Here is a 25,127-nt window from a genome sequence, read left to right as displayed (position 1 = left end):
TTGGTTTATCGCCGCATGCGCTAACGCTGGTGAGCCAAACGCTGACCATCAAGTTGCCCAAAGCGGTCACCCTCGTTAATCATTTCGGTAGCGGCCACACGACGACGCAAACTATCGCGGTGAGTTCGGAGCGATTGCAGAAAATTCTACCGGTACTGACCACACTCGCCGATGACATCGACCAAGTGCCCCTGGCCACCGACGTCGGTACCTGGCGCATCACCATCAAGGGGGCCGGTGGTCAGGCAACAGCGCAGGGCTCGTTGCTGCTAGGCGGTGATACCGAACTTTCGGAGCAAATTCGAGCAGTGTTACCATTTCGTGAGCTCTTGTTATTTGATGGCGCGCCCGACCTTATCCAACGTTTAGTGGTGAAGTACGAACCAGACGCCACCACGCGTGAGCAACTTGTCATCGACCGTCGGAGCCATACGGTATCCTTAACGCAGCAGCATGGCGCCACCCGGGTTAAGCTCGCCATTACGGCAGAGACCGTGGGTGATCTGCTGGACGAGCTCGAGGAATCGTTAGCCGAAAATGAATTTGATTCTACACCAAGCAAAAATGCGTCCGAGTTACAGGTGACCATGCGTTACCGCTATGCGAGTCCCGAGTTTGCCAGCGGTACGTTGTCAACCGAAGCGCCCATTTATGGGTGGAATGATTTTGCTGGCGAGTTACAGCGTTGGCTCAAAGAGTTTGCGCCGAATATGCTCGATGCGCGCGTGTTTAATCGCCGCCGGCCCCAGCCAGGAGATTTATTGTACGCACAAGTTGTCTTTCATCATGGCGAGAATCCGTATAGTTACTTGGCAACGGCCAATTTTGCAGTCGGTGACCGGGTCAAGGTTCCAGCTGGGGGTCGCACCATGTATGGCACAATTGTCGCAATGGACTATTTTGCCCCAGAAAACGCCCCTTATCCACCGAGTCAAACGAAATCAATTCTGACCTTAGCCGATCCTCTTGATGAGGCGGCAGGAAATTAAGTAGCCGGCAGCCATCGGTTGATGGCTGCCGGTTGTCGTCTCTTGGTATGGTAAGATAACCATAGAACAAACAAAGGAGCAACCCATGCAATTATCAAAACGTTTAGCCGCTATCGCAGCGTTCGTTCAGCCTGGCGAACGCCTCGCTGATATCGGAACGGATCACGCCTTTTTGCCAATTGCTTTAGTGCAGGCTGGCACCGTGCCGTTCGCCGTTGCCAGCGATATCGGCGCTGGGCCAGTCGCCATCGCCAGTCGCAACGTCGCCGCCGCTGGCCTCAGCGATCAGATTGCTGTTCGGCAAGCCGATGGACTCGCTAGCTTGAAACCAGAAGACGCGATTGCTACCGTTGTCATCGCTGGCCTCGGCGGCGAGTTGATGTGTCACCTGTTGAGCGCAGGCCGACAAGCGCTGGATGGCACCGAAACGCTGATTTTAGCCCCGCACCGCGACCCAGAGTTAGTCCGTCAGTGGTTGGCTGAGCATGAATTCGGCATCCTAGATGAAGCCCTCGTTGCAGACGAGGGGCATGTTTATCCCATCATGGTCGCCGGCCAGACGGCACCAGCTGTACCATATACGCGGGCAGACTTGATTCTCGGCCCAATCTTAAAGCAGCGAGGAGGGGCCTTATTTCAACAGGAACTGGCACGGCGCATCAACGCCACGAAGAAAGTAATCGCCGGGTTGCAGCAGGCACACCAGCTCGACCACCAAAAGCTTGTTGAAGCTCAAACAGATTTGGCCATCATGGAGGAAGCTCATGCAAATCACCGGGAATGACTTAATTGCCGCTTTTGAACAATTTGCCCCGCCAAGCCTGGCCATCCCTCACGACCCCATCGGGATTCAAATCGGGGACGGTAATCGCGTGATCCACACCGTGTTGGTCACCTTAGATGTACGACCGGCCGTGGTGGAAGAGGCTGTCGCGTTACATGCGGATATGATTTTTGCGCATCATCCTGTGGTTTTTCATCCGGCGAAAAACCTTAACTATGCAGACCCGCAACATGCGTTGTACGCCGAGCTGATTCGTCAGAACATCCTAGTTTACGCGGCACACACGAATTATGATCGAGCTAGCGGCGGGATGAACGATGTATTGGCGACAACCTTGGGGCTCGCAGACGTTCAGCCCTTTATCGCGGATGGTGAGGGCACCAACATGGGACGCATTGGGCAACTGCCGACCACAATGTCACTGGCGACATTTATTGACCAAGTCAAACAGCAACTTGAGTTGAACGGGGTGCGGGTGATTGCCCGCGATTTGCAGCGACCGGTACGCACGGTCGCGGTCCTTGGCGGGAGCGGCAGTGAATGGTGGCCTGACGCATTAGCCGCTGGGGCAGACGTCTATCTCACAGGAGACGTCACCTATCATACCGGGCATGACATGCTGGCCGGCGATTTACCTGTCATCGACGCTGGTCATCACATTGAACACGTCATGAAACAAGCCGTACGCAGCAAGCTGATGAGCTGGGCACAGGAAAACGATTGGGCCGTGCAAATTCTTGCCTCTGCACTGAACACCGATCCGTTCACTTTTCGGTAATCATTGACCTGTGCCGTAGACACGGGTATATTTGCCTCAATCGGGAAAGGGGTTGCAGTTATGTGGGATTCACAAGGCAGTCAGCTGATGCCCCATCATCACAGCAGCCTCAGCTTGAACCAGCGCCGAGTTGGTCGGCCCGCTCACCAAACTGGGCCGCAAGCTGCGCAAGGCGCCAGCCAAGCACAGTCACCGCGTTCTGGGCATTTGGGTCGGGAAAAGCCGGCGAAAAGAAATGAATCGCCAAGCCGCCAACAACCGCAACCAGCCAAGCGGCGTGCTCCTCAGCCGCAGCGGGTAACTGAACCAAAGCGCGGTGCCGGCTCCGGGATCAAACTGAATTGGTGGCTCGTTCTATTCGTCGTCTGGCTGTTGTGGCGCTTCTTGCGCGGCTAAGGAGGATCGTGATGTGGACATGGTTCACCAGTCAGCCCTGGTGGCTGGCCAGCTTATTGGGCCTCCTTGGCCTAATCGTCATTGGCGTTTTGGTCTTTGCCGTGTTCTCGCTGGTTGGGTTGCCGGTGTTAGCACTGTTATCGCGACTGTTCTCCCGGGCAGAAAACAGTACGACCGAAAGCGCCGATGATTATTTATTGGGGGAGTTAACCTTGCGCATTCCGGCAGACGGGGTGGGCGAGGTCATGATTACTGGTAACGGCCGCGCGCGGCAAACTTACGCCGCCCGCAGCTACGATGCCGGGGTCGCGTTACCGCAGGGCACGGCAGTCGTTGTCGTCGCCGTGCGGCAAGGCGTTGCATATGTCCAGGCGGCAAAACAATTACCGCCAACAACAAAGTAAAGGATGTGGGACAATGGCTTCATTGATTTGGGCGGCGGTCATCGCCGTATTGATTATCTTATTCTTCGCCTTCCTCGTAACGCATCGTAAAACGGCGCTACCAAACGAGGTTCTGATTATTTCGGGGGCGATGATTTCCGGCAAGCATTCTTACCAGGATACCAATGGCAACAAGGTCAAGCTGATTACCAACGGCGGGGCGTTCATTTTGCCGATCGTTCAGCGCTGGGATGCCTTGTCCCTGAACACACGGACCATCGAGGTGGCCACGCCGGAAGTTTATACCAAGGCGGGCGTCCCAATTAAAGTGGACGGCACCGTCATCTTAAAAATCGGTTCATCGCTAGAGGAAATCGCCACGGCTGCCGAGCAATTTCTGGGCAAGGACGACGACCAGATCAATGGTGAGGCCACCGAAATCTTGGAAGGTCACTTGCGGGCCATTTTGGGCACCTTAACCGTCGAGGACACCTACCAAAACCGAGAAGTCTTTGCGGAAAAGGTCCAAGAAGTCGCCAGCTCCGACTTGGCCAAGATGGGCCTAGAAATCGTCAGCTTTACCATTAAGGACATCACTGACAGCAACGGCTACCTCGATAGCCTCGGTAAAAAACAAATTGCTGAAGTTAAAAAGGACGCTGCCATTGCTGAAGCCGAGGCCGACAAGGAACGGCGGATCAAGCAGGCCGAAGCGGACCAACTGGCGCAAGAAGAAGAAATCAAGCGACAAACACAAGTCGCTGATTCTAAGCGTGCCCAAGCTGTTCAAGTGGCCGAATTCGAAAAAGAGCAACAAATTGCTAAGGCTCAAGCGGACCAGGCCTCCATTGCCGAACAGATGAAGGCTAAACAGGTCCAAAAGGAAAAAGACATCGAACTGGCCCAAAAAGACGCCGATTTGCAGGAAATGACCTTAAACGCTACGGTCCGCAAGCAAGCCGACGCCTCCCGTTACCAGGCTGAACAAGAAGCCGCCGCTAACAAGGCAGCAGCCATTGCTAAGGCCCAAGCCGAGGCCGAACAGGTTAAGCTTGAGGCCGGTGCGCGTGCCGAGCAGGTGCGCGTTGCCGCCGAGGCGCAAGCCCATCAAGTTGAAGTCCAAGGGGAAGCCGACGCGAAGGCCACAGAGCTGACCGGTAACGCCGCCGCCGCTAAAACGCGCGCCATCGGGTTAGCCGAGGCCGAAGCCACCGAGAAAAAGGCTGCCGCGTTAGCGAAGATGAATGAATCTGGGAAACTGCAAATGGTTCTGGATGTGCTGCCACAACTCTTCGCCGCCAACGCCGATGCATACAAGAACGTGGATCACGTCACGTTGTATGGGCAAGGTGATGTCACCGGCCAATCCGTCGAGAACATGACGCGTCAGTTGCAAATGATTCACCAAATGACTGGCATCGATATTGAGCAGGTGATCAATTCCACCATTTCCACCAAGGCTGGCACCGCACCGGTTGCCGCCGCCGTAGCTGCTGGTAAACCTCAAACCAAGGCCAAGCCAGCACCAAAAGCTGAATAACGCAAATCGGCGAGTCGCTAATACAGACTCGCCGATTTTTTTACCGCGGATTTTCAATGCTATGCTAAACTTGTTACCAAAAAGGAAGTGACATGATGAAGATTGCAGTGATTGGGGCCACCGGCCGTGCCGGGAGCGCCATCGTGGCCGAAGCGCTGGCTCGCGGCCACCAGGTCGTGGCAGTGGTCCGCAATGCTAAAAAAGCGCAGCAGCTGTTTGCTAACCAAGTGACCATCCGGCAAACGGATGCCTTGGCCGTATCCCCGGCAGATTTTGACGGGTGCGACGTGATCGTCGATGCCTTTGCCACGCGCCAGGAGGCCACCCAGCACTTGGATCTCGCCGCGCGGCTCGTCGGGTTGTACCGGAATACGGAGTCGCCGCGCCTCGCGTTCATTCTCGGCGCGAGTTCCCTTCGCCAGGCAGACGGTTCACTCGTCCTCGCTGATGTGCTAGCCAAGAATGCCGGCGCAGCTTGGGTCGCCACGCCAATTCAGCAGGCCCATGAATATACGTTTTTAACTTGGACGGAGAACGTGAACTGGGTTGCCGTATCACCACAGTTTAACTTTGTGCCAGGGCCAAAAACGCGGTATCGGGTGGGCAAAGATGAAATCATGACCAACGCGGCCGGCCAATCTACCGTCACCACGGGAAATCTTGCCGCAGCTTTGATTGCAGAATTCGAAACCCCACACTTCGTTCGCCAACGGTTTACCGTCGTGGACGATGAATAAGCGCCTAGGCGCTTTTTTTCGTCCCTAAGTGCACGGTGAAGGTGAGCAGGTAAGATGCCGCCAAGAACACCACAACCACGGTGTAGGGTACCTGATAATGCCAATCCAGCAAAGCGCTCGACACTAAGGGACCCAAAATATTACCAATACTAGTGAGCGACATGTTCAAACGATTGATCACCCCTTGGTTGTTGACACTTTGCTTCGTTAGCAATGTCGTGATAGCCGGACGCAAGAGGTCAAAAGCGGTGAACGCAACCAACGTGGCCACCATCACTACCGGCTTGCTGTGCGTGAATAAAATTTCTAAGACGGCAATGGCACTAAATAAAAACGCATAGCGCGTGACGCGCACTTCCCCGAGCCACGCCACCAGGTGATCGAAGAACAGAACCTGTGCAATTAGAGAAATGATGCCGTTGAGTGTCAAAACCAAAGCGATGTCTTGCAGTGTAAAGGCGAAGACTTCATTGACAAAAATCGAGTAGATACTTTCAAACCCTTGAAGACCAAAACTCGACACAAGAATCAAGACGAACAACATGGTCATGGGTCCGCCCAGCACGCGTCGCCAATCGCTAGCTTGCAAATCGGGTTGAACCACAGCGGTTGCGTGTGTGTGCTGGCGGTCATCCGGTAGCCAACCAATGGTCGCGACTAATCCGCATAGTCCTAGTCCGGCAGCTACCCAAAATGGCACCTTAAAGCCAAACCCTGCCAGCAGCCCGCCCAGTCCAGGGCCAAGAATCAGCCCACCGGAAAAACTCGCAGAAAGCCAGCCAATCACTTTGGCCCGTTGCCGGACATCCGTGACGTCGGCGGCTAGTGCTTGAGCAGTCGGCACAAACATGCCCGCCGACAATCCGCCAATGATGCGGGACAAATCAAACATGTAGAGGTGATTGGTTAACGCAAAAAGCACATCAGACGCTGCAAACAGGGCTAACCCCGCCACTAAGATCGGTTTACGGCCGATGCGGTCCGACCACCGGCCGATGAATGGCGACGCCACAAATTGCGTTAAAGCATACAGCGATGACATCACACCGATATCGGTGGCGCTGAGGTGCAATGAATTCTTAATGAACGGCATCACCGGGAAAATCAGGCTCATGCCAAGGCAGATGAGAAACTCGCTAAAGATTAAGATGCCGACGGTGCGGCGGACAACAGGGGACATATGAACTCCTTTCACGAACTTCATTGTCACATAGATTTGAAGTTGGGCCAATGGCATTTTTACCTGGAATTCCGGAAAAGCATCCCATTTTAGGGTGAAGTACGCTATACTATCATTTGTATGAGATTAAGATTAGATTTTAATTGGAGGGTGACAAGATGGCAAATGCACGCTATCAAGATGATTTGTACCAAGCCGTTAACGGCGAATGGCAAGAAACCGCGGTGATTCCGGCTGATCAGTCACGCACCGGCGGGTTCAATGATCTTGCCGATGACGTCGAGAAAAAGCTGATGGCGGACTTTGCCGCGGTGGCAGCGGGAACAAAGCCTGCGCCAGATGCCGAATTTGGCCAAGCCGTTGCCTTATACCAAAAAGCTAGCGATTGGGCTACTCGTGACGCGGCGGGGATTCAGCCAGTCTTGAACCGGTTGAGCGCCTTGCAGGCAGTCGCAGATTTTACCAGTTTCAATGAATCTGCCGCGTCCTTAAGCAATGAATTATTCCCATTGCCGTTCACTTTTTCCGTTGACCCGGACATGAAGAACACGAAGCAAAACGCGGTGACATTGAGTGGACCAAGTCTGATTCTGCCCGATACGACTTATTATGCTGATGGGAACGCGCAGGCGACAAAGCTCCGTCAAGTCTGGCACGACATGGCGACTAAGGTCTTAGCCCAAACAGACTTAAACGCTGCCGATCAAGCCACGTATGTTGCCGACGCCGAAGCGTTTGACAATGAATTGGCCAAGCACGTCAAGAGTAACGAAGAGTGGGCCGATTATCCGAAGGCTTACAACCCACAAAGCTTTGCTGAAGTGGCGAAACAGTTTGGTGACTTCGACTTCACAGACTTTGCGGCGACCGTCTTCCCGGCCAAGCCAGATCCGGTGATTGTTGCCGATCCGCGCTTCTTGGCTGAGTTTACGCAGTTGTTTAGTGCCGAGACCTACTCGCGCTATCAACACTGGGCCTATGTCACAGAATTACTCAGCAATACGGGTTACCTCAGTAATGACTTGCGCATCCTCGGTGGCACGTACGGCCGGGCCTTGTCCGGTTCTCCCGAGGCGCCAAGTCAAGCAAAGCACGCTTACCGCCTGGCCAATCAGTTTTTCAGCGAACCTGTCGGCATTTACTATGGCCGCACCTACTTTGGTGAAGCTGCCAAGGCAGACGTCACCAGCCTCGTCGAGAAAATGATTGCCACTTACAAGCGTCGTCTAGGTAACTCTTGGTTGAGCGATGCAACCAAGACTAAAGCCATTACTAAGCTCGACACGATGGTACTGAAAATGGGTTACCCGGATGCTGCCGATCCTGTTTATGCAAAGCTGTCGGTTGCGCCTGCCGACGACTTGTTAACGGCAGTCACCAAACTTGCTCAGGTTCGCCACGCCGACAATCTCGCTAAGTTGACCAAGCCGGTGAACCGCAATGAGTGGGCAATGCCAGGACATTTGGTGAACGCCTGCTACGATCCAAGCCGCAATGATATCACCTTCCCGGCGGCAATTTTGCAGGCACCGTTTTATGCGTTGAAGCAAACGGCCAGCGAGAACCTCGGCGGAATCGGTGCTGTGATTGCCCACGAAATCTCCCATGGATTCGACAACAACGGGGCCCAATTCGACGAATTCGGTAACCTCAGCAATTGGTGGACAGATGCCGACTATGCTCAATTTAAGACGAAGACGCAACAGATGATTGACGAATTCGATGGTTTGGAAACCGAAGGCGGAAAAGTCAACGGCAAGTTAATCGTCTCCGAAAACATTGCTGATGCCGGCGGGCTGGCCGCGGCCTTGGAAACCGCGCAAAATCTGCCTGACGCTGATCTGCGTGCCTTCTTCATGAACTGGGCACGTATCTGGCGGCAAAAGGCGCGCGTCGAATTCCAGCAATTCATGCTGGCCATCGACGTGCACGCGCCGGCCAAGTTGCGGGCCAACATTCAGCCACGCAACCTCGATGCGTGGTACGAGACCTTCGACGTGCAACCTGGCGACGGCATGTACCTCGAACCAGCCAAGCGCGTTCACATTTGGTAACCGAGAATAACACTCGCCGCGGCGGGTGTTTTCATTCACAGAAAGGAAGCATTTTATGACGCGTGAACAAGATGATTTATACGAAGCGGTAAACGGCGAATGGCTGAGCAAAACCGAAATTCCAGCAGACAAAGCTGCCGCTGGTGGTTTTGCCGAATTACGCGATGGCGTTGAAGAAAAAATGAAGCGCGACCTTAGCCAAATGGCAGCAGGGGAGGCCAGCGTTCCGTTTCCGGAATTGGCCACGGCGCTGACGTTTTATCGCCTTGCTGCTGATTTCGCGTCGCGTGATGCTGCCGGCGTCACCCCGGCCACGACTTGGTTGGCGCAACTAGCGGCCGTGCCGACGGTCGCCGATTTCAACACGCACGCGGCAAGCTTAGCGCAGGCACAGTTTGCTATGCCATTTTCGCTGAGCGTGACACCGGACATGAAGGATACGACACATAACGTCGTGCGGATTGCGGGCCCAAGCCCAATTTTGCCAGATCCGACCTATTACGGTGAGGCCCGCGGCGATAAACTGATGGCGACTTGGACCGACATGGCAAAGGCGCTTTTAGCAGCAACCGATCTGCCAGAGCACGCTCAGACCCAGTACGTGGTTGACGCCTTGGCCTTCGACAACCGGGTGGCACATCACGTCAAGACCCGCGTGCAGTGGGCCGACCGCGTGAAATCCTACAATCCGCAAAACATGGCTGACGTCGCCGAGCAGTTCGGTGATTTTGACTTTACTGCTTTTGCTAAAGCCATGTTGCCAAGTATTCCTGATCGTGTCATTGTCGCCGACCCGGCTTGGTTGGCCAGCTTTACCGAGATTTTCAATGCCCATAACTATCCCGAGTATCTTCACTGGGCCTACGTTCAAGGCTTGATTGCCGCCGCCCCATATTTAAGCGATTCGCTACGTCAAACGGGTGATGCCTATGACGAAGCCCGAGCCGGCAATCCCGAGCCAGTAGATCAGCCGACCCAGGCTTATGAGCTTACCAACCTCGATTTTGCCGAACCGATTGGGGTCTACTACGGTCGCAAATATTTCGGTGAAGCGGCAAAGGCCAACGTCATCGATCTGGTCAAGCAAATGATTGCGACCTACAAACGCCGGATTCGCAACTCCGACTGGCTGTCCGCACCAACAAAGGAAAAAGCCGTCACCAAGCTTGATACGATGGGCCTGCGCATGGGTTATCCAGACGCCCCACACCCGATGTACAGTGAGCTGACCGTCGACCCGAGTCTGGATCTTTGGACCAACGCCCGCAACTTGGCCAGTTTCAAACAGGCTTATCAGCTCCGGCAATTGGACAGTCCCGTCGACCGCACCGTCTGGGCAATGCCAGGGCACTTAGTCAACGCCTGCTACCGCAGCAGTTGGAATGACATCACGTTTCCGGCGGCGATTCTTCAAGCACCATTTTATTCACTCGAGCATACGCCGAGTCAAAACTTTGGCGGCATTGGTGCCGTGATCGCCCACGAAATTTCCCACGGGTTTGACAATAACGGGGCCCAATTTGATGAGCACGGCAACATGGTGAACTGGTGGACCGATGCGGACTACGCACACTTCAAGGCATTGACCAACGCCATGATTGACCAGTTTGACGGCCTGGAAACCGAAGCCGGCAAGGTGAACGGCCGCCTTGTGGTGTCTGAAAACATTGCCGATGCCGGTGGCTTGGCTGCCGCGGCGGATACCGCGATGCACCTCGAGCATCCCGACATGCAGGCCTTCTTCCGCAGTTGGGCTCGCATCTGGGGCCAAAAGACGCGGATTGAACGTCAGCAACTCCTGCTCGCCACCGACGTGCACGCGCCGCACCCACTACGCGCGAATATTCAACCGCGCAATCTCGACGAATGGTACACCGCGTTTAACGTCCAGCCGACTGATGGCATGTACCTAGCACCTGATAAGCGAATTCATATCTGGTAAACCAAAAAATCCCCGACTCGCTGTGAGGCGAATCGGGGATTTGCTTTGGCTAAAACTTGTAATCGTCGTCGCTCATCGCTTCGACTTGACCCAGCCGATAACCATTACCGACTTGCGAGAAGAAGTCATGATTCGACGTGGAAGTGGAGATCCCATTCATGACGATTGGATTAACGTCTTCGGCGGTGTCAGGGAACAACGGCTCTTGGCCGAGGTTCATCAAGGCCTTGTTCGCGTTATACCGCAGGAAGGTCATGACTTGATCCGTCCACTCCGTCCGGGTGGCGTAGATGTCGTTGGTGTAGCCCTCTTCGTTGGCGTAAAGATCGTACAGCAAGTCGTACATCCAGTCCTTTAGTTCCTGTTGGTCAGCCTCGCTGAGTTCGTTGAATCCGAGTTGGAACTTGTATCCAATATAGGTGCCATGAACACTTTCGTCGCGGATGATCAACTTAATGATTTCGGCGACATTCGTGAGCTTGTTATTGCCCAAGTACCATAGTGGGGTGAAGAACCCAGAATAAAACAGGAAGGTTTCCAAGAAAACCGAGGCAATTTTCTTCTGCAACGGGCTACCATTGTGGTAAATATCGTTAATCTTGTTAGCTTTATATTGCAGGTGCTCGTTGTGGTTCGTCCAGTCAAAAATCTCATCGATTTCGGCCGGCGTATTTAGCGTCGAAAAAATCGTCGAATAACTCTTGGCATGCACAGATTCCATGAATTGAATATTGTTCAGAACAGCGCGTTCTTGCGGCGTGCGAATGTTTTGCTGCAGGCTAACCATGCCGTCTTGACTCTGCAAGGTATCCAACAGGGTGAGGCCGCCGAAGACGTGACCAACCACCCATTGTTCAGGGGCGGCGAGCTCGCGCCAGTCGTCTTGATCGTTTGATACCGGGATCCGTGTATCCAACCAGAATTGTTCCGTTAATTTTTCCCAGGTCGCCTTGTCGATTTGGTCCTCGACGGCGTTCCAGTTGATTGCTTCATATTGTTCTGCCATGTTGACTCCTTCTTCGGGTGGCCCGAAATGTTAGATGACGCAACTTTCACAGGCGTTGCTGCCAATTTCTTCTTGGTCGTCTGTGTAGGTCCGAATGTAATAAATCGACTTAATGCCCTTGTGGTGTGCGTAGTTACGCAGGATGTTTAAGTCACGCGTCGTCATCTTATTCGTCCGGCCGGCTTTCCATGGGTAGAGGCCATCCGGAATCGTGCTACGCATAAAGAAGGTGAGGGACATGCTTTGATCAACGTGCTGTTGAGCGGCGGCATAAACGTCGATTTCCTTGCGCATGTCGATGTCATAGGCACTTTGGTAATAAGGCATCGTATCATTGGACAAGCCTGGCGCTGGATAATAAATCGTCCCAATCTTCTTTTCCTGCCGGTCTTCGATGCGGTTGACGATTGGCTGTAACGAAGCGCTGGTGTCGTTGATGTAGCTGATTGACCCGTTAGGTGCAACAGCCAGCCGGTTTTGGTGATATAACCCATCTGCCATCACGGCGTCGCGCAAGGCAATCCAGTCCGCTTGCGTCGGAACCGCAATATTCTTAAACAACGCCTGCACCTTGGCCGTTTGTGGGGCCCATTCTTGGTTGATGTACTTGTCGAAATAGGAGCCATCCGCGTATTTGCTGGCCTCAAAGTTGACGAAGGTCTCGTGACGTTCACGGGCAATCGCATTACTACTCTTCAAGGTATAGTAGTTCAGCAATAGAAAGTAAATGTTAGTGAAGTCTAACGCCTCTTTGTCCCCATAATGCATATGGTTCAAGGCAAAAAAGGTGTGCAGCCCCATGGCCCCCAAGCCGATGGAATGGGCGACGTTGTTCCCATGTTGCACAGATGGCACAACATCGATGTTGGAGTGATCGGTCACAAAAGTCAGCGCGCGTACCATGGCGTCGATACTTGCCCCGAAGTCGGGACTCTTCATCAAATTGGGAATATTGGTCGAGCCGAGGTTGCATGAGACGTCCGTTCCCATGACGTCGTATTCCTGCTTGTTGTTCAACGCAGAAGGGGTTTGCACCTGCATAATTTCCGAGCAAAGATTACTCATGATAATTTTACCCGCGATTGGACTGGCCTCATTAGCCGTGTCGACGTTCACGATATAGGGATACCCGGATTCCTGTTGCAGCTTGGAAATTTCGTTTTCCAAGTCGCGGGCGCGCAGCTTGTATTTCTTAATCCGAGGGTTCGCGACCATCTTGTCGTATTCTTTGGAGATGTCGACATAGGAAAACGGTTGGCCATATTCGCGCTCAACAGAATACGGGGAAAACAGGTACATGTCGGCATCGGCGGCCACGAGCTCATAGAACTTGTCCGGCACGACCACGCCAAGACTTAGGGTCTTCACCCGATACTTTTCGTCGGCGTTTTCCTTTTTCGCGCCCAAGAAGTTGATGATGTCTGGATGGAACACGTTGAGGTAAACGACGCCGGCGCCTTGACGCTGACCCAACTGATTGGAGTAGGAGAAGGAATCCTCCAATAATTTCATGACGGGCAGCACGCCACTGGCGGCACCTTCGATGCCCTTAATTGGCGCCCCTGCTTCACGCAGGTTTGATAACGTCAGGCCGACCCCGCCACCGATTCGTGACAGCTCCAAAGCAGAATTTACGGCGCGGCCAATCGAATTCATGTCATCAGTAATTTGCAGAAGAAAACATGACACAAGCTCACCACGCCGCGCGCGCCCAGCGTTCAGGAACGACGGGGTAGCGGCCTGATACCGCTGATGAATCATTTCATCCGCCAAGGCGTGGGCGAGCTGTTCGTTGCCATCACCAAAGTACAGGGCGTTAGCAAAAACGCGATCTTTGAAGTCCTCAAGGTAATAGGCATTATCATCAGTTTTCAACGCGTATTGCGCATAAAACTTGTATGCAGCCATGAAGGACTTAAATTCGAAGTGCTCGCCAATCAAATATTGATACAAATCATCGAGGAACGCCTGAGAGTATTTATGAATATACTCGCCTTCATAATAATTATTGGCGATGAGGTAATCGAGGCGTTCCTTGAGGCTGGTGAAGCGCTTCGTGTTCGGCGCGACATTTTCTTTAAGGAAGGCAGCCAAGGCCTCTTTATCTTTATTCAAAGGAATCTGCCCATCAACTGGGATATTAATTTCATTGTTCAAGGCGAAGTAGGACACCTTGGCGGGATCAAGCGTTTTTAGAGACATTTTGTCACCACTTTCTGGCCCAGAGCCAAAAAAAGCGCCTGCGGGAGGCAGGCGCGCCAACAGCAATCAGCCAGCGAGCTGCTTGAGGGCATCGGGCCGGAACCCGGAAAATGCCTGCAAACCATCCGCTTCAAGTACCGGCACCATTTGGAACCCTTTGTTCTTCAGGTAGTCGATATATTCAGGTTCTTGGTTGATGTTGTGTTCCGTGAATGGAATATTGTGTGTGGTTAAGTAGTGCTTCGTCATCCGGCATTGTGGACAGCCGTTACGCGTAAATAAAGTGATATTACTCATTGTGATCATCCCTTACTTTTATTATGTCAGTATCATACCCGATATTGTGGGTCGTGTCAAATAAAAATACCACATCTTGGGGGTGAACTTCACCACCCCAAGATGTGGTATTCACTGTGCGACAACCTACTCATAGTGTAGCATAGATGGTCATGGACATTCAGGAAAAAATCGGCTTTAGCAAAAATTCTTTTTCGCCCACCGGCAAGCGGTTTATACTGAAAGGGGAGGTGATAGGATGAAACGCGATCAAAAAGCCGACCAAGCCGTTCTCGTCGACATGAATGAGAATCTCATTAGCTATGCCGCAGGACGCCTGCCACATGACACCGACCTGGCTAAGGCGCTTGTCGAGGCGACCAAATCCGGCTTACAAGGGCTCGATGACTTGTTCAAAGATAATGGTGTCGGGCGCACCGAGAATTTCCTGGCGATTGGTGAAGGCTACCTCGTCGATCGCTACGAATTAAGTGGCGACGAGCTCAACCAAGAAACCGAAAAATTTGCACACGCCGCACTGCACCTGCTGGCCACCCATGAGCAACAATATGATCGGTGGGAAAAATAATATCACACGCCAGCACTGCTGGCGTTTTCTTTTGCTTTGATGATCAGAGAATTGGGGATAAGAGGCGGGAAAAGTCTTGCTTGAAATGTAACCACCAACCTTGGGCTTCGATGTCTTGTACCGTCAAAAGGTGGCAATGGGCCTGATCAGCTTCAAAGATCTGACTGAGCCGACGAGCCAGCGCCGGATCATACAAAAACGCGTTGACTTCAAAGTTTAACTTAAAGCTGCGAATGTCACAATTAGCCGAGCCCACACTCGCCAGTTTGCCGTCGACGACCATTGTTTTGGCATGGAGAAAGCCGTGTTGATAATGGTACACCTTGACCCCAGCCCGGGTCAGTTGCGCGGCGTAATATTGCGTTGCTCGGTAGATGAACGGATGATCCGGCATATTGGGAATCATCACTCGGACATCGATGCCGGCCAGCGCAGCGGTGACCAACGCGTCGCGCACAGTATCGTCGGGAATCAGGTAAGGAGACTGCAGCCACACAGAGTGTGAGGCGCCGGTGATCAGTTTCACGTAACCCATTTTAATTTGCTGGGCGTCTGAATCCGGTCCAGACGCGACGATTTGCATGGCGTTTTGCCCAGGCGTCGCGCTTGTCGGCGCAGGAGCACTTTGCGCATAGGCGATGGCGTCGCGCGCACCAACTGTAGCGTTCCAATCCATTAAGAACCGGACTTTTAAAGCTAAAACGGTATCGCCGAGAATACGCAGGTGGGTATCACGCCAGAAGCCAAATTTCGGCTTGCGGGAAACGTACTGGTCGCCGACGTTGAAGCCGCCAACATACCCAACCTGGTCGTCAATCACGACAATCTTGCGATGATCGCGATAATTTAAGCGGAAATCCAAGAATAAATGCCGCGAACTGAAATATGTTTCCGCATGGCCCCCCGCGGCCACCAGTGGCCGCCACCACTTTGCTGACGCGCCCAGCGACCCCCAGGCGTCATACAACACGTACACAGCGACCCCGGCTTGAGCCTTGGCAATGAGGTGCTGGCGTAGCTCATTGCCTAACGCATCATTATAGATTGTGTAATACTCCACCATGACATAACGCTTTGCGGCATCAATGTCCGCGAATAACTGCCGAAACTTCGCCGTGCCATCGGTAAAAATATCGACCTGCTGATTGGTCAGCAACGGGGCCTGGTCGGTATTTAGGAACAAGGCAATCAGCTCCTTCGCCGCCGGAGCTGAGACGCCGGCAGGCAAGAGGCGATTGCGGGCATTTTGTTTTTGCTGAAGCCTGACGAAGGCACTAATCCCGTGACGGTATTCAGTTTGAATCGCACGCACGCGCTTAGCTGATAGCCCGCGGCCGGCAAACAGATACAAAATAAAGCCACCGACGGGTAAGAAAAGTAACACTAGTAACCATGCCCAGGTCGTGCTAATATCGCGCACTGAACGCAACACGGTAAATACCGCGCCGACAGTATTCAGCACTAGAATCACGGTAATCATTATCCCAAACAGAGACATGGCTGACTCCTAACTTTTAATTTGTGCTTTACTTACAAATAATTGGTTGATAGACTAATACCATACTCGAATAAAGGTGGTTATCCCGTGAATCAGAATGTACTGCAATTACTCAAGTCCCGTCGCTCCATTTATGCGTTAGGCAAAAATGTTCAGCAAAACCAAGCTGAACTGGTCGACGCCATTGAGGCCGTGATCGAAGAGACGCCGACAGCCTTCAACTCGCAAACGACGCGCGCCGTGTTCCTGTTCGGTGATAAGCACGACCAACTGTGGGACATTGTGGTTGCCCGCCTCAAGTCCGAGGTGCCAACCGAAGCCGCCTACGAAAAGACCAAGCAGAAGATTGCTGCCTTCAAAGCGGCTTACGGCACCATCTTGTATTTCACCGATACTGCCGTCGTGCATCAGCTTGAGCACGACTTCGCGCTGTATGCTGATAATTTTGCCACTTGGGCGGAGCAGGGGCAAGGTTCCGCGCAGCTCAACACCTGGGTGACGCTCGCGGACAACGGCCTTGGGGCTAGCCTGCAACACTACAATCCACTGATTGACGAACAGGTGGCCAAGGCGTTTGACATCCCGGCTAACTGGACGTTGCGTGCGCAAATGCCGTTTGGCTCCATCGAAGCACCCGCCGACGCTAAAGATTATATGGCTCGCGCCGATCGCTTCAAGGTTCTCGATTAATACTTCAGGTTGGGCCACCGGCTCAACCTTTTTTATTTGTCTTCATGCAGCCCTTGTAGCGCCAAGTCGTGCGCGCCGTGATTTTGGTGGTCGGGCACCCATTGCCAAAACAGGCTGGAAAATTGATCCGCCACAGCCAACAATTTTGTGACATAATCGGCATAGTGCTTGGCATAACGCTTATCCAATGCCGAAATGACAAGCTTGGAATCCGTGTACAGGGCAACGGACCCGCTCAGGCCAAGCGCCTGCACACGCAACAAGCCGGCAATCGCGGCTTCAAATTCCGCCTCATGGTTCGTCATTGGTGGCAGGGCTTGATGCGTTTGATCATGCACGCCAGTGGCCGAAATCATAATGCCCAGCCCGCCTGGACCAAAGTTGCCTTTTGTGGCTGCATCTGTGTATAGTCTTATCATGAAATCTCCTAAGGAAGTGGTGGCGTGAAAACGCGTTTGTGGTATCAACCGGCTCGTAATGATTTTATCATTTTCTGGGGGTTGGAGTTATGTGGTGTGGCCTTGGCCATCGTGTTGCAAATGGAAATTGGCAACTATCAAACCTTCGTACCGCTGGCTTGGTTGGTATTGGCCGCCGTAATTGCCATCGGCATCGCCCAAATTTGGCGCACGCGACTCACCATCACGGCCTCGACGGTGACCTTCGGCCGCATTTTGGCTAGCAACGCGATTACTGTAAGTTGGGCGGATGTGCGTGGGCTGACGCAACGCGGCCACACGTTTACCATCGACACCCGCGGCTATGGCCGCTTGACGATTATGTGCCTGGTGCAGGCAAAACAACTGCGACAGGTGCTCGCTACGCATGGATTGGTCATTGACCAGAAGGGATAGACATGTCTGATATCGAAATCGCCCAAGCAAATGAAGCTCACAACATGCTGCCAATCACCAAAGTTGCTGAATCAGTCGGGTTAACCGCGGCGGATCTCGAGCTTTATGGCAACTACAAAGCAAAGCTCAGCATCCCCACGCTGCGCCGACTCCGGCACGCCTCGCAGGGCAAGCTGGTGCTCGTGACGTCGATTAATCCCACCCCAGCAGGCGAAGGAAAGTCAACCGTGACCATCGGCCTCGGCGATGCCTTGCGCCTGCGCGGCCAAAAAGCAGTGATTGCGTTGCGCGAGCCGTCTCTGGGGCCAGTAATGGGCATGAAAGGCGGCGCCACCGGTGGCGGCTATTCCCAAGTCGTGCCGATGGAGGATATTAACCTTCACTTTACCGGCGACATGCACGCTTTGACCACTGCCGTCGATACCTTAGCCGCTTTGATTGACAACCATTTGCAACAAGGCAATGCCCTCAATCTTGATCCACGCAGACTGTTGTGGCGTCGCGCGCTAGATATTAATGACCGGGCACTCCGTCATGTGGTCATTGGCCTAGGGGGGCATGCCAATGGGGTGCCGCGCGAAACCGAGTTTGATATCACGGTTGCCTCAGAATTGATGGCGGTGTTGTGTCTGGCGGAAGACTTGGCGGATTTGAAGGCGCGCATCAGCCGCATCGTTATTGGCTACACTTACGATCGAGCACCGGTAACGGTGGCCGACCTAGGGGTGACCGGGGCCATCGCGATGCTCTTAAAAGACGCGAGCAAACCTAACTTGGTGCAAACACTGGCCCACACGCCAACATTAATTCATGGTGGCCCTTTTGCCAATATTGCCCACGGTTGCAACTCTGTGCTTGCCACTCGCACGGCGTTGGCGCTGGGGGACATTGCTTTGACCGAAGCAGGCTTTGGGGCCGATCTCGGCGCGGAAAAGTTCATGGATATTAAGGCACCCGTCTTGGGTAAAACGCCCGATGCGGTGGTTATTGTCGCTACCGTGCGCGCCTTAAAGTATAACGGTGGGGTCAAACTTGCCGACTTGACCACCGAAAATCGTACCGCACTGGCTGAGGGGTTCGCCAACCTGCGCCGGCATATCACCAATATGCAACGCTATGGGGTCCCGGTGCTCGTGGCAATCAACCACTTTGTCAGCGATACGCCAGCCGAGATTGCTGACTTGATTGCCTTGTGCGAAGCAGTGGGCGTCACCGCAGTTGATGCCCCAGTCTGGGCAGATGGTGGCCAAGGCGGACTCGCCCTTGCCGATGCCGTGCTGGCGGCGTTGCAACAGCCGGCGCACTTTACGCCACTGTACGCTCAAGCGACCACCGCCACGGAAAAAATCGAAACAATCGTGACTGAGATCTACGGCGGTCGCAATGTCACCTACACTAAAGAAGCTCAAACCGCGTTACGCACCATTCGCCGTAATGGCTGGGACCAGTTACCCGTGTGCATGGCCAAGACCCAATATTCGTTCAGTGACGATGCCAAAGCGCTCGGTGCCCCCGATGACTTCACAATCACCGTACGCGACGTCATCCCCAAACTAGGGGCCGGATTCTTAGTCGTGATGACCGGCACTGTCTTGACGATGCCTGGCCTGCCGAAGGTGCCGGCCGCCGAGCGCATGGATGTCGATGAAAATGGAAAAATCAGTGGGTTATTCTAGGAGGAACGTCGTGGTTTGGTACGTGATTTTAGCAGTCGGCCTGATAGGGTTAGATCAATTGGTCAAGGCCTGGGTGGTGGCCAATCTCGCCATCGGGCAAACCGTCACGTTGATTCCGCATATCATCAGCTTGACCCACATTCAAAACACCGGGGCGGCATTTTCGATTCTCGAAGGGCAGCAGTGGGTCTTTTATATTATCACCATCATTGCCTTAGTTGTCGTGGCAGTGTTGTGGCGTGATAGTCGCGGCCACCTGTTGTACCGCATCGGACTAACTTTAATTTTTGCCGGGGCAATTGGTAATTTTATCGACCGGATCCGCCAGCAGTACGTCACCGACATGTTTCAAGTCGACTTCATGAACTTCGCCATTTTTAACGTCGCCGACGCGTGCTTAACCATCGGGGTCATTGCCGTGGTGATCCACCTTATCTTTTTTGATCAGCAGGCCAAAGCATGAAACTCACAATTACGACCCAAAGCGGGCGGTTGGATAAAGTACTCAGCACAATGCTACCCGACGTCACGCGCTCGCAGGCCCAAAAATGGCTGGAGCGCAACCTTGTGACGGTTAACGAGACGGTTGCCGTCGCGAAATATAAGGTGCAACCCGGCGACATGATTGTCGTCACGCCGCCGGTTCCCACACCGCTGGCGGCTGTTCCGGAAGCGATGCCGCTGGCGATTGTGTATGAAGATGATGCCGTCATTGTCGTCAACAAGCCGCAGGGCATGGTGGTGCACCCCGCGCCCGGCCATCCTGATCATACGCTGGTCAACGGGCTGCTTGCGCACACAACCTTCAGTGGCATCAACGACGTCTTACGCCCCGGCATTGTGCATCGCATCGACAAGGACACGAGTGGCTTGTTGATGGTGGCCAAAACGGCGCAGGCCCAAGTCAGCCTCGCCGCGCAACTTAAGGCGAAGACGAACTTGCGCGAATACTTGGCCATCGTCCACGGGACCTTTAACGAAACTGCCGGGACCATCGACGCGCCACTGGGCCGCTCACCGAAAGACCGGAAGAAACAGGCGGTGGTGGCGGACGGTCGCCGTGCAGTGACGCATTTTCAAGTCCTGGCCACGTACAATCATTACAGTTTGGTGAAGTGCGTCCTCGATACCGGACGCACGCACCAAATTCGAGTCCACATGGCCTACATTCACCATCCTGTGGCAGGTGATCCGCTGTATGCGCCGGCGCGGACCTTACCTGGGGCAGGGCAATATTTGCACGCGGCAACGTTGGGGTTCACTCATCCAGTCAGTGAGGCGGCGCTTGCGTTCACCGTCGCTCCGCCCGCCAATTTTGCCCAGATGCTGATAGATTTACAACAAGGCATTGACAAGACTCGGGTGGTTCGGTAAGCTAGGACCAACTTAACAAGCACCTTTAACTAAGTCCAGAGAGGCTTAGAAGGGATCCGAACGAGTTTCGGCCGAACCGCTGCGGCGGTGAAAGCAGACGTCAGTCGCCTTCTGCCCAATCTGGGTGGAAGGCGTTTTTTTGTGCAGGTTGGGAGAAAGGAAGAAAGATATGGCAGCAAAACAAGTCGTCGATAGCGTCACCATGCAACGGGCCTTGACCCGCATCACCTACGAAATCATTGAACAAAACAAGGATCTGGAAAATCTGGTCCTAGTCGGCATCAAGACACGAGGCATTTATCTCGCCGAGCGCATCGCCAAACGCTTGGCGCAACTCGAAAATCTCACGGTTCCAGTGGGGGAGTTAGACATTCGATTGTATCGTGACGACGTTCATCACCAACTCGACCATCACCACCAGCCGAATGTGGAAGGCAGCAGCCTACCGGTATCCATCACCGACCGCCATGTCGTGCTGGTCGACGATGTCATTTTCACTGGTCGCACGATTCGCGCCGCATTAGACGCCTTGATGGACCAGGGGCGCCCGCAAAAAATTAGCTTGGCCGTCCTGGTTGACCGCGGTCATCGAGAGTTGCCGATTCGCCCAGATTTCGTCGGCAAAAATATCCCAACTTCTTTGAACGAGGAAATCAACGTTCAAGTGGCGGAGTTGGACGGCACAGATGGCATCAGCATCAGCAAAGTGGAGGCGTAAGATGGCAGAATTTCATGATGATTCCGTGGTGCTCGACATTCATGACCGCCCATCGATAGGTCACTGGTTTGGCCTATCGATTCAGCACCTGTTCGCTATGTTTGGCTCCACCGTTTTGGTTCCCATTCTCGTTGGCCTGGACCCAAGCATTGCGCTGTTTTCTAGCGGGGTTGGGACGTTAATTTACATCCTGATCACCCGAGGTAAGATTCCCGCCTACATGGGCTCGAGTTTTTCTTTCATCGTGGTCATGCAATCATTGATGAAAACCACCGGCTATCCAGGTATCGCCCAAGGCACCGTCGCCGTTGGGGTGGTGTATCTGATTGTTGCCCTGATTGTGAACTTCGCCGGGTCGGCCTGGATCGACAAAGCCTTGCCGCCAATCGTCGTCGGCCCGATTGTCATGGTCATCGGCCTAAGTTTGGCTGGGACGGCTGCCACCGACGCGACGATGCGTGCCGTGTCCGCTACCAAAAGTGTCTACGATTTGAAATATTTTGCGGTGGCGCTGATTACACTGGCGGCCACTATCGTTTACAACATGTACCTGAAAAAATTTATCAGCTTGTTGCCGATTCTCTTGGGACTTATCACTGGCTACATCGTGGCTCTTCTGTTCGGCGTCGTCGATTTCACGCCGGTGACTCAAGCGGCCTGGTTCAGTCTGCCAGACTTTCAGATTCCGTTTGTTACCTACCATCCGCAATTTTACTGGGGCGCGGTCCTATCCATGGCGCCGATTGCCTTTGTGACCATGACCGAGCATATGGGGCACATCATGGTGCTCAACGAAATGACTCACCGCAACTTCTTTAAAGATCCAGGCTTGAACCATACCTTGGCGGGTGATGGCACGGCATCAATCATCGCCGGCTTCGTCGGTGGCCCACCGGTGACCTCATACGGGGAAAACATCGGCGTCATGGCCATGACTAAGGTTCACAGCGTTTACGTTCTCGCCGGTGCCGGCATGTTCGCCGTCCTCTTCGCCTTTATTGGTAAACTCAGCGCGTTGATTCGGACGATTCCTAGCCCCGTCATCGGCGGCATATCCTTTCTGCTATTCGGCGTCATCGCCAGCAACGGACTGAAGGTCCTCATCGATAACAAGGTCGACTTCGGGCTGAAGCGTAACTTGATGATTGGCTCGACCATCTTGGTCATCGGGATCGGCAATGCCAGCTTACAAGTCGGCGGCTACACGTTCTCCGGTTTGGCGATTGCCACCGTGTTAGGCATCTTGATGAACTTCATCCTACCGAAGCACGCGGCAAACGAGGAGGCCAATGGCGATGCCAAATAAACATTTTGTCTCCGCAGATCAGGTCACGCCTGCATTTGCCGATCAGTTGATTGCTCGCGCCGAAGCGTTCAAGGCCGGCGCGGAACCGCAACTGACCCAACCGGTGTATGCCAGCAACTTATTTTTCGAAGCGAGCACGCGCACGCATACCAGTTTTGAAATGGCGGAGCGCAAGCTAGGCATGACCGTCATCCCCTTCGATCCGACTCACAGCTCAGTGACCAAGGGTGAAACACTCGAAGACACCTTACGGACTATTGCGGCCATCGGCGTCAACGTCGCCGTGATTCGCCATCCAGAAGACGCCTATTACACGCCATTGATCGCTGCCGACGTGCCATTGCACCTGATGAATGCCGGCGACGGGGCAGGACAACATCCTTCACAAATGATGCTAGATCTGATGACCATTCACGAGGAATTCGGCCACTTTGCTGGCCTGCGCGTTGGCATCGTTGGTGACTTAGCCCATTCTCGCGTGGCCAGAAGCGACATGGCCATGCTCACGAAACTCGGCGCACAGGTTACATTCTCCGGGCCTAAAGCCTGGTACACAGCAGACTTCGCTGAATACGGGCCATACGTACCACTGAAAGAATTGGTTCCGCAGGTAGACGTATTAATGTTGCTACGAGTTCAGCTCGAACGCTTAACCGAAGCGGAAACCCGTGAATTTTCCGCGGCTAATTATCATGCACAATTTGGGTTGACCGAGGAGTTAGCCGCGACCATGCCCAAGCAAGCCATTATCATGCACCCAGCACCCGTCAACCGCGATGTCGAGCTGGCCAGCAGCCTAGTCACCGGTCCGCAATCACGAATCTTCACCCAGATGAAAAATGGGGTGTTCATGCGCATGGCCATGCTCGAATGGCTGTTTAAATAGGAGGAAGTCGATGACCACTGTCATTCAAAATGTTGCCGTGCCCACCTTGGCCTACACCGGGGACATTCTCATCGCTAACGGCCGCTTTGCCGCGTTTGGTCAGCACCTAAACGGAGATACCATCATCGACGGCACAGGCCTCACCGCGTTGCCAGGGTTCGTCGATGTTCATGTCCATTTTCGCGAGCCAGGCTTTACTGCAAAAGAAACGATTGCCACCGGCGCAGCGGCTGCAGCACATGGCGGTTACACGACCGTCGTGGCCATGCCGAACGTGAACCCCGTCCCCGATAATGTTGCGGACTTCGTTGACATAACGAAGCGCAATGCGGCGGTGCCGATTCACGTTAAGCAGTGGGCAGCCATCACCAAAGGGCGGACCAGCACGCAAAGCGTCGACATGGCTGCCTTAAAAGCCGCCGGAGCTTTCGGGTTTTCTAACGACGGCAACGGCGTCCAAGACGCCGCGACTATGGCCGCGGCGATGACGGCCGCACAGCACTTAAATCTGCCGATTGCCGCCCACATCGAAGACGAGGGCCTGATGCAACATGGGGTAGTCAATGCGGGCAAGCTGGCCAAAAAGCTCAACCTGCCAGGCATTCCCAATGTGGCCGAGTCGGCGCAACTAGCGCGTGATCTCGAATTAGCTGCGGCGACTAACGTTCACTACCACGCCTGCCACATTTCGACCAAAGAAAGTGTTGCCTTGATTCGGGCGGCGAAGGCGGCGGGCGTGCACGTTACTGCCGAAGTTACGCCGCACCACTTATTGCTGGACGAAACCGACATCCACGCTGACGACCCGGCCTTTAAGATGAACCCACCGTTGCGCTCGCGTGCCGACCACCTCGCGTTAATTGAAGGACTAGCCGACGGGACACTCGACATGATTGCAACGGACCACGCGCCGCACACCGCGGCGGATAAGACCGGGTCGATGGCCACCGCAGCATTTGGCATCGTCGGCTTGGAGACGGCCTTCAGCCTGCTGTACACCCAGTTCGTCACCACCAAGATGTTCACGCTGGCTCAGCTGGTGAACTGGCTCAGCAGCGCACCGGCAACCGCATTTGGTCTGCCTGCTGGCAAACTAATTGTTGGCGCGCCAGCTGATGTCACCCTGGTTGATTTAAACCGCCAAGGCACCATCGATGATCACACCTGGTTGTCTAAAGGCCACAACAGTCCGTTTATTGGTCGGCCATACACAGGCGCTGTAGTGAAGACCATCGCCAGCGGCCAGGTCGCCTGGACAGAATAGGAGGC

At 53.9% G+C, this 25,127-nt stretch carries 25 protein-coding genes; 19 read left to right on the top strand and 6 right to left on the bottom strand.

What is annotated here, in order from left to right:
• The 7 genes from FD02_RS04015 to FD02_RS03990 form a co-directional block, all read left to right on the top strand.
• The coding region (locus tag FD02_RS04015; RefSeq protein ID WP_162255571.1) for a hypothetical protein at positions 1-989 on the top strand (989 nt) is incomplete at its 5' end.
• A gap of 85 nt (positions 990-1,074) precedes the next feature.
• On the top strand, positions 1,075-1,773 hold the full coding sequence (locus FD02_RS04010; protein ID WP_054721672.1) for a tRNA (adenine(22)-N(1))-methyltransferase: 699 nt from the start codon (positions 1,075-1,077) through the stop codon (positions 1,771-1,773).
• Positions 1,754-2,551, top strand: a complete 798-nt coding sequence (locus FD02_RS04005; RefSeq protein WP_056950686.1) for a Nif3-like dinuclear metal center hexameric protein — start codon at positions 1,754-1,756, stop codon at positions 2,549-2,551. The genes FD02_RS04010 and FD02_RS04005 overlap by 20 nt, the downstream gene beginning before the upstream one ends.
• Positions 2,552-2,681: 130 nt before the next feature.
• Positions 2,682-2,852, top strand: coding sequence for a hypothetical protein (locus tag FD02_RS11445; protein WP_156408228.1), 171 nt, complete (start codon positions 2,682-2,684; stop codon positions 2,850-2,852).
• A 106-nt stretch (positions 2,853-2,958) separates the two neighbouring features.
• Positions 2,959-3,351: a hypothetical protein gene (locus FD02_RS04000; protein WP_054721670.1), complete on the top strand. Its 393-nt coding sequence runs from the start codon at positions 2,959-2,961 to the stop codon at positions 3,349-3,351.
• 13 nt (positions 3,352-3,364) lie between these two features.
• Positions 3,365-4,870: a flotillin family protein gene (locus tag FD02_RS03995; protein ID WP_056950683.1), complete on the top strand. Its 1,506-nt coding sequence runs from the start codon at positions 3,365-3,367 to the stop codon at positions 4,868-4,870.
• A 92-nt stretch (positions 4,871-4,962) separates the two neighbouring features.
• A complete protein-coding gene (locus tag FD02_RS03990; protein WP_235806666.1) occupies positions 4,963-5,607 on the top strand; it encodes an NAD(P)H-binding protein in 645 nt (214 codons plus the stop codon).
• 4 nt (positions 5,608-5,611) lie between these two features.
• Here the strand turns inward: FD02_RS03990 and FD02_RS03985 are convergent, their stop codons facing one another.
• Positions 5,612-6,787: an MFS transporter gene (locus FD02_RS03985; RefSeq protein ID WP_056950676.1), complete on the bottom strand. Its 1,176-nt coding sequence runs from the start codon at positions 6,785-6,787 to the stop codon at positions 5,612-5,614.
• A gap of 158 nt (positions 6,788-6,945) precedes the next feature.
• Here FD02_RS03985 and FD02_RS03980 point away from each other — a divergent pair, with 158 nt between their 5' ends.
• Both FD02_RS03980 and FD02_RS03975 read left to right on the top strand, forming a co-directional pair.
• A complete protein-coding gene (locus tag FD02_RS03980; protein WP_054721665.1) occupies positions 6,946-8,841 on the top strand; it encodes a M13 family metallopeptidase in 1,896 nt (631 codons plus the stop codon).
• 55 nt (positions 8,842-8,896) lie between these two features.
• On the top strand, positions 8,897-10,783 hold the full coding sequence (locus tag FD02_RS03975; RefSeq protein ID WP_056950671.1) for a M13-type metalloendopeptidase: 1,887 nt from the start codon (positions 8,897-8,899) through the stop codon (positions 10,781-10,783).
• Between the two features lie 49 nt (positions 10,784-10,832).
• Here FD02_RS03975 and nrdF read toward each other — a convergent pair whose 3' ends face one another.
• The 3 genes from nrdF to nrdH all read right to left on the bottom strand — a co-directional run bounded on the left by nrdF (position 10,833) and on the right by nrdH (position 14,288).
• The gene (gene nrdF / locus FD02_RS03970; protein WP_056950669.1) at positions 10,833-11,789 is read right to left on the bottom strand and encodes a class 1b ribonucleoside-diphosphate reductase subunit beta; all 957 of its coding nucleotides are present in this window, start codon (positions 11,787-11,789) and stop codon (positions 10,833-10,835) included.
• 30 nt (positions 11,790-11,819) lie between these two features.
• Positions 11,820-13,991 carry a class 1b ribonucleoside-diphosphate reductase subunit alpha gene (nrdE, locus tag FD02_RS03965; protein ID WP_056950666.1) on the bottom strand — a complete coding sequence of 724 codons (2,172 nt, stop codon included), beginning with the start codon at positions 13,989-13,991 and terminating at the stop codon, positions 11,820-11,822.
• A gap of 66 nt (positions 13,992-14,057) precedes the next feature.
• Positions 14,058-14,288, bottom strand: a complete 231-nt coding sequence (gene nrdH / locus FD02_RS03960; protein ID WP_054721662.1) for a glutaredoxin-like protein NrdH — start codon at positions 14,286-14,288, stop codon at positions 14,058-14,060.
• Positions 14,289-14,526: 238 nt separating this feature from the next.
• Here nrdH and FD02_RS03955 point away from each other — a divergent pair, with 238 nt between their 5' ends.
• Positions 14,527-14,856, top strand: coding sequence for a hypothetical protein (locus FD02_RS03955; RefSeq protein WP_054721660.1), 330 nt, complete (start codon positions 14,527-14,529; stop codon positions 14,854-14,856).
• A 43-nt stretch (positions 14,857-14,899) separates the two neighbouring features.
• On the opposite strand, the gene cls is transcribed toward FD02_RS03955, so the two are convergent.
• Complete coding sequence (gene cls / locus FD02_RS03950) at positions 14,900-16,354, bottom strand: cardiolipin synthase (protein ID WP_056950664.1); 1,455 nt, start codon at positions 16,352-16,354, stop codon at positions 14,900-14,902.
• 87 nt (positions 16,355-16,441) lie between these two features.
• Between cls and FD02_RS03945 the strand changes: the two genes are divergently transcribed.
• Positions 16,442-17,044 (top strand): nitroreductase family protein, encoded by a 603-nt coding sequence (locus FD02_RS03945; RefSeq protein WP_054721658.1) that lies wholly within the window; start codon positions 16,442-16,444, stop codon positions 17,042-17,044.
• Positions 17,045-17,076: 32 nt separating this feature from the next.
• On the opposite strand, the gene FD02_RS03940 is transcribed toward FD02_RS03945, so the two are convergent.
• Positions 17,077-17,463, bottom strand: coding sequence for a ribonuclease HI family protein (locus tag FD02_RS03940; RefSeq protein ID WP_054721656.1), 387 nt, complete (start codon positions 17,461-17,463; stop codon positions 17,077-17,079).
• Positions 17,464-17,487: 24 nt separating this feature from the next.
• On the opposite strand from FD02_RS03940, the gene FD02_RS03935 reads away from it, so the two are divergent.
• The 8 genes from FD02_RS03935 to FD02_RS03900 all read left to right on the top strand — a co-directional run bounded on the left by FD02_RS03935 (position 17,488) and on the right by FD02_RS03900 (position 25,122).
• Positions 17,488-17,898: an EbsA family protein gene (locus FD02_RS03935; protein ID WP_054721655.1), complete on the top strand. Its 411-nt coding sequence runs from the start codon at positions 17,488-17,490 to the stop codon at positions 17,896-17,898.
• Between the two features lie 2 nt (positions 17,899-17,900).
• Positions 17,901-19,574: a formate--tetrahydrofolate ligase gene (locus tag FD02_RS03930; protein ID WP_056950661.1), complete on the top strand. Its 1,674-nt coding sequence runs from the start codon at positions 17,901-17,903 to the stop codon at positions 19,572-19,574.
• A 10-nt stretch (positions 19,575-19,584) separates the two neighbouring features.
• Positions 19,585-20,037, top strand: a complete 453-nt coding sequence (gene lspA, locus FD02_RS03925) for a signal peptidase II (protein WP_056950658.1) — start codon at positions 19,585-19,587, stop codon at positions 20,035-20,037.
• The gene (locus tag FD02_RS03920; RefSeq protein WP_054721652.1) at positions 20,034-20,948 is read left to right on the top strand and encodes an RluA family pseudouridine synthase; all 915 of its coding nucleotides are present in this window, start codon (positions 20,034-20,036) and stop codon (positions 20,946-20,948) included. Before lspA ends, FD02_RS03920 begins: the two co-directional genes overlap by 4 nt.
• A 169-nt stretch (positions 20,949-21,117) precedes the next feature.
• Positions 21,118-21,666: a bifunctional pyr operon transcriptional regulator/uracil phosphoribosyltransferase PyrR gene (gene pyrR / locus FD02_RS03915; RefSeq protein WP_056950656.1), complete on the top strand. Its 549-nt coding sequence runs from the start codon at positions 21,118-21,120 to the stop codon at positions 21,664-21,666.
• Between the two features lies 1 nt (position 21,667).
• Complete coding sequence (locus FD02_RS03910; RefSeq protein ID WP_054721650.1) at positions 21,668-22,972, top strand: uracil-xanthine permease family protein; 1,305 nt, start codon at positions 21,668-21,670, stop codon at positions 22,970-22,972.
• Positions 22,956-23,858: an aspartate carbamoyltransferase catalytic subunit gene (locus tag FD02_RS03905; RefSeq protein ID WP_054721648.1), complete on the top strand. Its 903-nt coding sequence runs from the start codon at positions 22,956-22,958 to the stop codon at positions 23,856-23,858. Before FD02_RS03910 ends, FD02_RS03905 begins: the two co-directional genes overlap by 17 nt.
• 10 nt (positions 23,859-23,868) lie before the next feature.
• On the top strand, positions 23,869-25,122 hold the full coding sequence (locus FD02_RS03900) for a dihydroorotase (RefSeq protein WP_056950654.1): 1,254 nt from the start codon (positions 23,869-23,871) through the stop codon (positions 25,120-25,122).
• Positions 25,123-25,127 lie beyond the last annotated feature (5 nt).

The organism is Lacticaseibacillus nasuensis JCM 17158 (assembly GCF_001434705.1).
Classification (GTDB): domain Bacteria; phylum Bacillota; class Bacilli; order Lactobacillales; family Lactobacillaceae; genus Lacticaseibacillus; species Lacticaseibacillus nasuensis.
Note: the sequence above shows the minus strand (reverse complement) of the source record. Positions and strands in the feature narration are given on the sequence as shown.

Bases quoted from the DNA above. Each gene is read 5' to 3' on its own strand.
- FD02_RS04010 (WP_054721672.1), top strand. From the start codon at position 1,075: ATGCAATTATCAAAACGTTTAGCCGCTATCGCAGCGTTCGTTCAGCCT.
- FD02_RS04005 (WP_056950686.1), top strand. From the start codon at position 1,754: ATGCAAATCACCGGGAATGACTTAATTGCCGCTTTTGAACAATTTGCC.
- FD02_RS04000 (WP_054721670.1), top strand. From the start codon at position 2,959: ATGTGGACATGGTTCACCAGTCAGCCCTGGTGGCTGGCCAGCTTATTG.
- FD02_RS03995 (WP_056950683.1), top strand. From the start codon at position 3,365: ATGGCTTCATTGATTTGGGCGGCGGTCATCGCCGTATTGATTATCTTA.
- FD02_RS03990 (WP_235806666.1), top strand. From the start codon at position 4,963: ATGATGAAGATTGCAGTGATTGGGGCCACCGGCCGTGCCGGGAGCGCC.
- FD02_RS03985 (WP_056950676.1), bottom strand. From the start codon at position 6,787: ATGTCCCCTGTTGTCCGCCGCACCGTCGGCATCTTAATCTTTAGCGAG.
- FD02_RS03980 (WP_054721665.1), top strand. From the start codon at position 6,946: ATGGCAAATGCACGCTATCAAGATGATTTGTACCAAGCCGTTAACGGC.
- FD02_RS03975 (WP_056950671.1), top strand. From the start codon at position 8,897: ATGACGCGTGAACAAGATGATTTATACGAAGCGGTAAACGGCGAATGG.
- nrdF (WP_056950669.1), bottom strand. From the start codon at position 11,789: ATGGCAGAACAATATGAAGCAATCAACTGGAACGCCGTCGAGGACCAA.
- nrdE (WP_056950666.1), bottom strand. From the start codon at position 13,991: ATGTCTCTAAAAACGCTTGATCCCGCCAAGGTGTCCTACTTCGCCTTG.
- nrdH (WP_054721662.1), bottom strand. From the start codon at position 14,288: ATGAGTAATATCACTTTATTTACGCGTAACGGCTGTCCACAATGCCGG.
- FD02_RS03955 (WP_054721660.1), top strand. From the start codon at position 14,527: ATGAAACGCGATCAAAAAGCCGACCAAGCCGTTCTCGTCGACATGAAT.
- cls (WP_056950664.1), bottom strand. From the start codon at position 16,354: ATGTCTCTGTTTGGGATAATGATTACCGTGATTCTAGTGCTGAATACT.
- FD02_RS03940 (WP_054721656.1), bottom strand. From the start codon at position 17,463: ATGATAAGACTATACACAGATGCAGCCACAAAAGGCAACTTTGGTCCA.
- FD02_RS03930 (WP_056950661.1), top strand. From the start codon at position 17,901: ATGTCTGATATCGAAATCGCCCAAGCAAATGAAGCTCACAACATGCTG.
- FD02_RS03920 (WP_054721652.1), top strand. From the start codon at position 20,034: ATGAAACTCACAATTACGACCCAAAGCGGGCGGTTGGATAAAGTACTC.
- pyrR (WP_056950656.1), top strand. From the start codon at position 21,118: ATGGCAGCAAAACAAGTCGTCGATAGCGTCACCATGCAACGGGCCTTG.
- FD02_RS03910 (WP_054721650.1), top strand. From the start codon at position 21,668: ATGGCAGAATTTCATGATGATTCCGTGGTGCTCGACATTCATGACCGC.
- FD02_RS03905 (WP_054721648.1), top strand. From the start codon at position 22,956: ATGGCGATGCCAAATAAACATTTTGTCTCCGCAGATCAGGTCACGCCT.
- FD02_RS03900 (WP_056950654.1), top strand. From the start codon at position 23,869: ATGACCACTGTCATTCAAAATGTTGCCGTGCCCACCTTGGCCTACACC.